This window comes from Pedobacter sp. 10L46_2 (genome assembly GCF_056395165.1).
This window is the reverse complement of the sequence record NZ_JBFTIZ010000174.1, coordinates 1-10242: the sequence shown is the minus strand read 5'-3', so window position 1 is coordinate 10242 and position 10242 is coordinate 1. Positions and strand designations below refer to the sequence as shown.

Annotated in this window: 10 protein-coding genes; 6 read left to right on the top strand and 4 right to left on the bottom strand. The window is 39.8% G+C overall.

Features of this window, described 5'->3' with window-relative positions:
* Positions 1-220 precede the first annotated feature (220 nt).
* Entirely contained in the window at positions 221-1591 is a 1371-nt protein-coding gene (locus tag AC1DDX_RS17480; protein WP_288884310.1) for an alpha-L-fucosidase, read from the bottom strand.
* A gap of 160 nt (positions 1592-1751) precedes the next feature.
* On the opposite strand from AC1DDX_RS17480, the gene AC1DDX_RS17475 reads away from it, so the two are divergent.
* The 3 genes from AC1DDX_RS17475 to AC1DDX_RS17465 all read left to right on the top strand — a co-directional run bounded on the left by AC1DDX_RS17475 (position 1752) and on the right by AC1DDX_RS17465 (position 4274).
* On the top strand, positions 1752-2654 hold the full coding sequence (locus AC1DDX_RS17475; RefSeq protein WP_172662816.1) for a helix-turn-helix domain-containing protein: 903 nt from the start codon (positions 1752-1754) through the stop codon (positions 2652-2654).
* Between the two features lie 81 nt (positions 2655-2735).
* On the top strand, positions 2736-3575 hold the full coding sequence (locus tag AC1DDX_RS17470) for an SDR family NAD(P)-dependent oxidoreductase (RefSeq protein WP_477622335.1): 840 nt from the start codon (positions 2736-2738) through the stop codon (positions 3573-3575).
* A gap of 480 nt (positions 3576-4055) precedes the next feature.
* Positions 4056-4274: a hypothetical protein gene (locus AC1DDX_RS17465; RefSeq protein WP_337716146.1), complete on the top strand. Its 219-nt coding sequence runs from the start codon at positions 4056-4058 to the stop codon at positions 4272-4274.
* An 18-nt stretch (positions 4275-4292) separates the two neighbouring features.
* On the opposite strand, the gene AC1DDX_RS17460 is transcribed toward AC1DDX_RS17465, so the two are convergent.
* Positions 4293-4670: a hypothetical protein gene (locus AC1DDX_RS17460; RefSeq protein ID WP_288879264.1), complete on the bottom strand. Its 378-nt coding sequence runs from the start codon at positions 4668-4670 to the stop codon at positions 4293-4295.
* 236 nt (positions 4671-4906) lie between these two features.
* On the opposite strand from AC1DDX_RS17460, the gene AC1DDX_RS17455 reads away from it, so the two are divergent.
* On the top strand, positions 4907-5134 hold the full coding sequence (locus AC1DDX_RS17455; protein ID WP_477622334.1) for a hypothetical protein: 228 nt from the start codon (positions 4907-4909) through the stop codon (positions 5132-5134).
* A gap of 186 nt (positions 5135-5320) precedes the next feature.
* Here AC1DDX_RS17455 and AC1DDX_RS17450 read toward each other — a convergent pair whose 3' ends face one another.
* Complete coding sequence (locus AC1DDX_RS17450) at positions 5321-6223, bottom strand: DMT family transporter (protein ID WP_172662821.1); 903 nt, start codon at positions 6221-6223, stop codon at positions 5321-5323.
* Between the two features lie 349 nt (positions 6224-6572).
* On the opposite strand from AC1DDX_RS17450, the gene AC1DDX_RS17445 reads away from it, so the two are divergent.
* Positions 6573-7589, top strand: coding sequence for an LLM class flavin-dependent oxidoreductase (locus AC1DDX_RS17445; RefSeq protein ID WP_172662822.1), 1017 nt, complete (start codon positions 6573-6575; stop codon positions 7587-7589).
* Between the two features lie 15 nt (positions 7590-7604).
* On the opposite strand, the gene AC1DDX_RS17440 is transcribed toward AC1DDX_RS17445, so the two are convergent.
* Entirely contained in the window at positions 7605-7937 is a 333-nt protein-coding gene (locus AC1DDX_RS17440; protein ID WP_477622333.1) for a magnetosome magnetite crystal formation protein family, read from the bottom strand.
* 212 nt (positions 7938-8149) lie between these two features.
* Between AC1DDX_RS17440 and AC1DDX_RS17435 the strand changes: the two genes are divergently transcribed.
* On the top strand, positions 8150-10012 hold the full coding sequence (locus AC1DDX_RS17435) for a LuxR C-terminal-related transcriptional regulator (protein WP_288879266.1): 1863 nt from the start codon (positions 8150-8152) through the stop codon (positions 10010-10012).
* Positions 10013-10242 lie beyond the last annotated feature (230 nt).

The following is a 10242-nucleotide window of genomic DNA, read 5'->3' as shown; positions in this document are numbered from 1 at the left end:
AATTGGAGATATAGAGTTAAAATATTCCAATACTATCGAGATTAAAAACCCAGCTTATAAGATCAATTTAATATTTGATGATAATAAATTATTTTCGAGTATGTATGTTCTAAAGAAAGAATAATCTGTTGTATTTATGGTGAATAGCTATTTATACCTTGCTTCGGGTCCTCCTTTAAAACTGCCGTATAGCCCTGAGACTGTTTTTGTGGTCTAATAACTATTCCCCAATTGCCCCAAGTTCTTTAATGACCGGTGTACCTTCCGAGTTCAGCAAAATGAGTTTAATCTTAGAAAACCTGGAAGGCTTAGTCAACATTTCAATTCTTTTATGCCCAACCGAACTACCGCCGCCAATTGTTTTCCAGTTTTGCCCGTTAAACCCTTCTAAGCGGTATTTCCGGATTCTTTCCCCTTTTGCGATGTCTTCTTTAATCACCACCCCTTTCAACAACTGTTTCTTGCCAAGATCCAGTAAAATCTCCTTCCCGCGTCCTGAGGATGTTGCAATTGGGCGATATTTCACTTTTACTGCATCACCAAAATCTTTTAGCAATGCTATATCTTTCAGAGGAACCAGTCCGCTGCTATCCACTACAATCCCAATTAGCATGTTGGAATTACGACCTACACTCGTTATATAATTATCCAGGAACTTTTCTTTACTAATCATGTCCTGAGTGTCGTCCACCCAGAACCACCCACCCTGGAAACCACCAGTTCTCAATGGAAAATCAGTTTCACCCGGACACCAGATTTTACCTCCCGGAACACCGGAGAAATCATTCTCCTTAAATCCTTTAGTGGCATCAATACCGTTGGTGGTACTCCAATTGGGATATGGCGCTAATCCATCTTCGTTTCCAATCCACCTTATCAGGTTTTTAGCGGAGGCTGGACCCTGAAAGACAACCGCATCAGGCTGGAGTTTTTTAAGCAAAGCGTCTACATCAGGACCACCTTCACTAACTGGTATCACTCCTCCATCGAACCAAATTTCGAAGAGCTTCCCATAATTAGTCCATAATTCCGTTAGCTGCTGTATTACAATCTCATTATATGTTTTTTGGTCAACTGGTCCGCCCTTCTGAACAACACCGGGATTATCGGCCCATAGATAACCATTGGTCGATGCACTAGCATAAATACCCGGACGCACGCCATATTTCTTACAGGACTCGACGAAATCCTTCACCAAATCCCCCTTACCACTTTTCCAGGAACTATTTTTTACACTGTAGGCGTGAGCAGCTGTGGGCCATAAGCTAAAACCTGACCCATGCTTTGCTACAAGCACCGCGTATTTTGCGCCCCCAGCCTTAGCCGCGGCAATCCACTGATCTGTATTTACTTTCGAAGGGTTAAAAACCGATGCTGGAGGATGCGAACCGTAAACCCGCCAATTGTAGTTGGGCTTAAAAGTGGGCATATCGAAGTGGAAGATTGCACCAATCTCTGCATCCGACCACTCCTGATGCGCGAGAGTTGGTAAAGCTAACTTGTCCTGAGCCGCAACAATAATACTACTGAAGGTAGCAAAGCCAAGCATTGTTGCTTTCAGCAAATGCTTTATCATGGTTTCATTTTTCATTTAGTTGGGCTTGTGACGTCATTAGTTTAACCAATAAATTTATTCGTTAGCATCTTGAATAGGAGTAGCCCCCTTTGACATGGATTTTTAAAACTAATCAGATGTGCTTACCTATAGAAATAGGATAATAGATTTGGTTTGAATTATGTAACTTTGTATTATGGCACATACGGAGACACTTGAGGATTTCTACAAGAAAAAGTTTAATTGGTTACCAGATAATCTCAGTCAGGATATCGGACACTTTAATGTATTCAGATCAGAGGACTGTTACCTCCCCGGCGCCAAGCCTGTTCAATATAGTCGCCGGGACTTCTACAAGATCAGCCTTTTCAAGGGTAAGGGGGTTATTCACTATGCCGATAAAAGCATAGAAATGGATGGAAGTGCATTGGTCTTCTTTAACCCAGTTGTTCCTTATACTTTTGAAAATCTAAATGACAAGCATTCGGGCAGATTTTGTATTTATAAGGAGTCTTTTTTTACTGAGATGTTGCGCAGCAATGTTCATCAATTGCCGATGTTTTCTCCTGGAGCGAATCCTGTTTATGTACTTAACGCTGAACAGGAAACAGTTGTATTAGCTTTATTTGATAAGATGTTGGCAGAATTTAATTCCGACTATATTTTTAAATATGACTTACTACGTAATTACGTCACTGAGTTGATTCACTACGCTTTGAAGATACAGCCTTCTAACCGCCTCTATCAACACCCGGATGCCAATTCACGTATCACCGCTATATTTACAGAGCTTCTTGAACGACAGTTTCCCATCGAATCGCCATCACAAAGATTTGGTCTGCGCTCTGCTAAAGATTTTGCTGATCAACTATCCGTACATGTTAATCATCTTAATCGGGCTGTCCGTCAGACGACTGGAAAAACAACTACGGATCATATTATGGAGCGACTGACCAGCGAGGCCAGGGCACTTTTGCGCCACACGAACTGGAATGTTTCCGAGATAAGCTACTGTCTTGGATTCGAAGCACCCACACATTTCAATAACTTTTTCAAAAAGCAGACCAGTACTACCCCTTCGGCATTCCGACATGTTTGAATTTCGTAATGATCGGTTTGATCGACGTATACGCTCAGGTGATGTTTCGCTATATATTTGTATCGTAAAAACAAACGAAATATGGAGAAAATCAGAACTTGGTTTATTACAGGAGCTTCCAAAGGATTTGGGTTAAGCCTGGTAAAACAATTACTTCAAGCGGGTCAGAATGTTGCAGCTACCTCCCGCGATTTAAAGGCATTGGTAGATGCCGTCGGTGTTACCGCACCAAACTTTCTACCGCTGCAAGTAGAACTGAGTAATGAAGACAATGTTGGTTGCGCCATCCATCAGACAAATGTAGCCTTTAGTAGTATTGATGTTGTAATAAATAATGCAGGCTATGGTATTGGAGGAAGTATCGAAGAATTAAGTGATCGTGAAACCCGAAATAGCTTTGAAATAAATGTCTTTGGAACGTTGAACGTTATCCGAATGGTAATGCCTTACATGCGCATTCAAAAGTCGGGACATATTATTAATATATCTTCGATAGCAGGTATAACGGGCACAAGCGGCTGGTCAGTTTACGCAGCTACAAAAGTTTCGGTGGTTGGATTGTCCGAGGTTCTTGCACAGGACGTTGCTGAATTCGGAGTTAAAGTAACAGTGGTGGCGCCTGGTGCATTTCGTACTAATTTCCTAAATGAAGATTCAATCAATATCGCGCAACATACTATTCCGGAATACACTGAAGTACATAACGCGCAGAAGATGATGCTGCAAAAAGCTGGAAAGCAAATTGGGGACCCTGAAAAGGCAGCAGAAGCCATCATTGAGATAGCTCATTTAGAAAACCCTCCGCTTTACCTGTTGCTTGGCGAAGATGCCTACAATCGTGCCATGACTAAATTGGAAAAGCTGAAAAAGGATTATTTACTCAACGAAGAGCTATCGAAAGCTATGGCTTACCATGGATGATCAGCTAATTATAAAGGGGGGGTGGATGCAGAGTTTCCATTTATAATTTTATTTTAATAACTTCCAAAAGTGATCAAAATGACACGGAATCAAATGTATCCCACTTTGCATTAGTTTTTATGAAAATACAGCTCCTAAATAAAATGACAGTTTTTTTTGCTTTAGGTCTGCTATCATTGCTGGGAATAATTGTTTCTTCAATAATCTTGACAACTCGAAACGGAATGAACGAAAGATTACAGGGCTGGGTAAACTTGCTTTGGCTGCCAGTCCCTATTTTGATCATAATTATTGACAGAATTTGCTTGAAAAAATATGGCGTAAAAAAATCAAACAAAATTCAGCTCTATATTTTAGGCGCCTTAATCTTACTCTTTATACTGAATTTATTTAGATTACAAATACAAATATAGACCATCATAAAAAGTAAGCACAATAAAAGCACATTTTCCACGCTATATTTGCATTATGAATTTACAAATGCGCATCACTTTTGATGAAAAGGACTATACCTATATTGTTTTAACGAAAGGAATAACAAGAGAAACTAATACAATCAGGATTAACTTAAAAGATATGGAGTATCAACTTGCTTGCAATTCAAAGGGAGATTGGGATGTTGTTGATGCGACCGTAAACGATCATCCTGAACTCCTCAAAGCTATAGGAAGAAATATCAAACTTCGGTATAGGCTATAAACCGTATCAAATAAAAACTTACTGATCTACAGCGGTAAAGGTGTCGGATTTTTTGAAACTTTCTTTTCTTAACAATCCCTTATACTCCTCCAGTAAATTAATATACTTACCCATCCAGTAAAATGCCAGATCTGCAGGCATTTGCTCTGCGTTTCGAACCTGAGCATTTAATTCTTGTTCAGGTTCAAAACCGAAGAATCCACTTTCGAAATGGGGATGAAAGTCATAATTTATAATCCTGCCTATTTGTAGGATCAAATCTGGGTGAAGGTCATTCTTGGTGAACCAGTTGTACAAGGTGCGTCTGTTCACATGTAAGCGTCTGGATAGCTCAGTGATGTTAATCTCTTGTCGTCGAATTGCCAATTCAACGATCTCTCCGGCATTGTATTCCATATTTTTCTACCATTATATCAGATAATCTTTGTTTGAATAGATTTTTTCCCTATTCTACGAAGTTAAATGTTCAACAAATAGCAGCCAATACGGAAAATACGGAGATTTCAAGACTAAACACGCGTATTTCCCGCAAGTAAATAGCCAAACCACGCACTATAACTGAGTTTATCAAAAAATATGTGAAACCGCCAAAAAAAACTATCTTGAGTTTGTTTTAAAACAATTAACCAGATATGAAACTCCTAAGATTCTATTATTTTACATTCCTTTACCACTACCGGAATAAGCCTGAAAGCTGGGTTGGTGACTTCAGAAGTGTGCTATTGGTAGAACTCAGTATATGCTGGCTGATATTGAGCCTCTGGCTWTTAGCCGATCCTGGATTCTGGTCAATGGGATCCTGGACCAAGCCACTTGTACTGGGCGTAAATATCATCATCCAGATTATCCTTCAGCGGTAATTAATGAATAAGGGCAGGAGCGAGCTGATATTTCAGGAATTTAAAAGTCATCAGCTAAATAACCAAACAAACAGGGCAATCTGCTGGGCAATCTGGGCAGGATCTTTTATCCTTTTTATAGTATCAGCCGCACTGCAATAAATGTATAACTATTACCTGGATAATCCAATTCATAAGGCTTAACAGTTATACGGGACAACCTTTAATGTCATCAGGTGTTCCCGACGACCGTTTAAGCGAAAATATGGTCTGCAAAACAACTGAAGCCATCACGAACAGTAAGCCAATATAAAAGGAAACGCTTAGCTCTTTGCTTTCGTTAAAGAACAGAAAGGCAAGTATGATTGCGTATACGGGCTCAAGGTTAAAACTTAAATTTACTGTAAATGCCGAGATGCGTTTTAAAGATTCTGCAAAAAGCACATAAAGTCCTACCGTACAAAAAGAAGCAAGTAACAACAAGTACCCGGTATCTTTTAAGCTCGGAAGGAGGGATGGTGCTGGAAAATAGTGTAGGTAAAAGGGAAGTGCTATACCTAAAGCAATGGTACCCCCAATCATCTGGTAATAATTGATGATCCTGCTGTCGTATTTTCTAACTAGCCGCTCGTTATAAATGGTGTAAATGGCAGCGAAAGCAGAAGAGAGAACACCCAGTCCTATTCCTAGCTGATAAGAGGAATCGAAATGGAAGATCAGGGCAATGCCAGCCAATGTGAGCAGACTTAATAAAAGCTCAGTTAGATTGAACTTCTGCCGGTTAATTATCGGACTGAAAACAGCGGTGAAAAAGCTGGTTAGACAGTAACAGACTACACCTATGGACACATTGGCGTACTTGACACTGGCGTAAAAGAATACCCAGTGTATGGTAATAAAAAGCCCGATTTTTGCAATATCAAACTTCTGTTTAGAAGTCACGCTGGTCTTTGTTTTAAACAATTTTAAAACCAGTAACAGGATAATAGAGGAGAAAAATACCCTGTACCAAACCAGGAGTCCTTCGTTAAGGGAAATGAGTTTACCGAATATGCCGGTGAAACCCGCGAGTAGTACAGCAAAGTGTAATACCAAATATGATTTTTTCATAAAAGAATTGTCTGTCTGTTCTTAAAAACAGGAACTAAAGATTAATAAATAAACGAAATGCGTAACCCAGGATTCAACGTGCTGATCAACTGATCCGCAGAACCGTAAGTTCACAGTGCATGTTAATTATTAAGGTGTAGGAGGAGGAAGACAACTCTTTCTGTTCATATCGATAATTTTAAACGAAACTAATCAAAATATTTTGAAGTCATAACAGATTTGGAAAGATAGGTTGTGCGCGAGGAAGGCGAATCTGCTACTGTAAAGGAAATGACTTTTCTTATCATAGGTTAATATACCTTAGTTTTCGGAGACGTAAATTTGAGTGAATTAAAACTAGGCGGATAAAATGGAAATAGGAATAGACAGCTTTGCGTCGGCAATGTACGGTAGCAAAACACTAAGTAGTGTAGCGGCAATGGAACAGTTGTTGGACAGGATATCTATGGCTGATGATGCCGGATTAGATGTTTTTGGTATTGGCGAACATCACAAAAAGGAGTTTTTGGATTCTGCCCCGGCAGTGATTCTATCTGCAGCTGCAGCAAGGACCAAACGGATTCGGCTTACCAGTGCGGTTACGGTGTTAAGCACCTCCGACCCTGTGCGTGTCTATCAAAATTTCGCTACACTGGATCTGATCTCCAAAGGCAGGGCGGAGCTTGTTGTTGGTCGTGGCTCGGCAATAGAAGCCTATCCGCTGTTTGGATTTGATCTCAACGATTATGACGCACTTTTTGCAGAGAAACTGGATCTCCTTTTGCGTATTAGGGATCAGGAATTTGTGAGCTGGTCGGGCAGATTCAGGCCTGCATTGCAGAACCAGCCTGTATATCCACGTGCTTTTCAGGATAAATTGCCAGTTTGGTTAGGCGTAGGTGGTACGCCCGAATCCTTTGCGCGAGCTGGATCATTAGGTTTACCACTTATGGTAGCGATAATTGGCGGTGAAACCGAGCGCTTTCGCCCTTTGATCGATTTGTACCGTGAGGCAGGTCACCGCGCAGGTTTTGCCCCTGAGAATTTAAAAGTCGGTTTGCACTCACCAGGCTATGTTGCCGCAAGTAATGAGCAGGCCATTGCAGAATATTATCCGGGATATGCAGAACTGTGGACCAAACTTGGCAGGGAGCGTGGATGGCCTCCAGTTACCAAAACACAGTTTGATCATTTGGCTGGCCCAAAAGGAGTGTTGGTACTAGGTGGTCCCGAGCAGGTTGCAGAGAAACTGCTGAAACATAGTGAATCCTTAGGGGGCGTTGACAGGTTTACTTTTCAGATGGATAATGCAGGGTTGAGCCATGAGCAGTTATTGAGATCCATAGCGTTAATTGGCGAAAAAGTTATTCCACTATTGACTAAATAATTCAAATCGGTTCTTCTAGGAACCGAAATTGAATTTTCCCTCAAATACTTTTCCAATCAAGGGTACAGGTTTTTCAACCTCGTTAGAGGCCGCGATAGCACCAAATAACAGAAGGATTAATGGAACCAGCATAATTAAATAAAAAATGATTCCCAATGTCGGAATCACTGCCAGAATGATGCTGCAAATGATACTCAATAGAATGGAAGTGATTATTACTCCCAGGGCCTGTCCGAAATGATAATTAACCAGACTGCTCTTTTCGGAGGTTTTTTTAAATTCCAGGTAAGAAACGATCCATCCAATGATGGTGAAATAGGCTACAATCGCCATTGTTTTAGTTTTCATCGAAATATAATTTAGTTTCATTAATAGATACTTATTGGCTCCAAAATTACCCTCCAGCCCACCCTAAACCAAGAAATGGTGGACTACACACCGACTACTACTTTCGATAGCGCGTCTACAATGCAACTACATAAAACAGTTAAAAGATTTTAATTCAGCTATTTAGAGTTATTTCCGGTTTTCAGAAGGATTTCTTTTTTATATTTTTGAATATGCAGCTACCACTGAAACCATTACTGATTACCACAGTTTTCTGTCTTGTTTTTTTGAAAGATACAACGGCACAAAAAATATATACCGATTCGCTGAATCACTTACTGGCACAAACTAGTCTTTCTGAAGCGGAGCGGGTAAATATTCACTGTAAACTGGCAAAGGCTAATTTTGAGAAAGACCTGCCATTGTCATTTAAACTTGCTAATGAAGCCCTCCAAATAGGTGCCCGAATGAAAGATGGCAGGGGCAAAGCCATGGCTTTTGCTACGTTGATCCATCTTTACGTCTGGAAAAAGGATCTGAAACATGCTTATGAAAGCCGCGATAGTGCCCTGTATTATGCAGGAAAGACCAAAGATCAGGAAACCCAAGGTTTTGTATGGCTTAGAAATGGCTGGCTAGACCTTGTAAATGATGAGAATGATAAAGCAATAACAAAATTTCTGAAAGCACTTGATTTTTTTAAAGGCCAGGCGGCCTATGAATATGAAAGTACTGTGTATCATTACCTGGCGAGCTTTTATGGTTATGGAAATGACCCGGGCAAACAACGAAAGTATGCGGATCTGAGTTATGAAACCGCATTGAAAAGTAAACAAATAGATGCATTAAACACAGCATATTTTACCATTGGACAAACTTACTTTGATCGTTTTAAGCTGGACACCAGCAAACGAAATTTATTAGATTCGGCGTTAAACATTTATAAGAAATCACTCTTACTTGCTGAAAAACAAAGTGGCAGATTACTTATCCGTAGCAATACTGCAGCGATTGCACTAAATACTGCCAATATTTATTTCCAGTATTTTCCTAATACCCATAGAGACAGTGCTGAGAAATATACTGATATCGCAATGCGAATTGCAACAAACACCAACTTGCAGGAAGTTTTGGTAAACTGCTATGGCTTAAAGAGCGAATATGCCTTACGGGATGGAAATTACAATGAAGCCGAAAAGATGTTGCTAACAGGATTGAGCGCAGTAGCAGGTGGTGTTATAAAAATGCCATTAACCAAGGCCAGAATGTTCCTTGGTCTTTCTCATATTGCTGAAAAGAGAGGAGATCAGCAAGGGGCATTAAATTATTTAAAAGAGTATATTAAGTTTAACAAGGAGGCTTTTGATGAAGAGAAGATCAATAGCATCCAAAGGGTTGAAGCACAATATCAATCCGAAAAAAAGGAACAGAAAATTGCGTATTTACAGCAAGAAGCTGCCTTTAACAAAAAGCGGAATATTTTTTATATCCTGTTGGCATTAACAGGAATTACAGCATTACTCTTTTTGCTTAGGTCATATAATTATAAACTCAAAGCATCAATCAGAAAACAAGAACTAGTCGACAAAGAAAAAGGAGCTGCAGAATTACGGGCGCAATTGAACGAAGCAGAAGCAATGCAACTCCAGACAGAACAGGTTTTACTTAAGGAACGCCAGGAACGTTTGCAGAAAGAGGTATTGGCAGGCAACCTTCAGATGGAACAAAAAAATGAATTGCTGGAATTACTATCGGGAAAGGTAAGCACTGATAGCCACCTTACACTGGATGAACAAATCAAGCGAATTATACATCAGCAGAAAAGGATAGACAAAGATTTTGAGGAGCTAAAAACTGATTTTTTTGAAAGTAATCCGGTTTTCTTTGAAAGACTTCAAAAGAAAGCGAATCAAGTTCTTACCCGTCTGGATTTGAAGTATTGTGCTTATATCCTGATGGGGTTATCAAATAAAGAAATAGCAATAAGATTGGGTATCGAGCCCAAAAGTATCCGTATGGCGCGTTACAGAATCAAACAAAAGTTTGGCCTTGATAAAGAAGCTAATCTCGATAATTTTATCAGGTCCCAGGAATAATATAGATGGAACTCGTGTATTACTGGAGGGTCATTAGCTCCTGTAGATGTATTGTAGACGCAGTATTAGATGTAGTAGTCTGTATGTAGTCTCCAAATTCTAGGTTCAGGGTGGATAGAAAAATACTTTTGTATTAAGTAAATATCTACCTATGAAAAAAATAAATGTATTTGGATTATTAATATTGACTTGCCTGGCATTTAATCTTCATGTCTTTGGTCAGCAGCAAG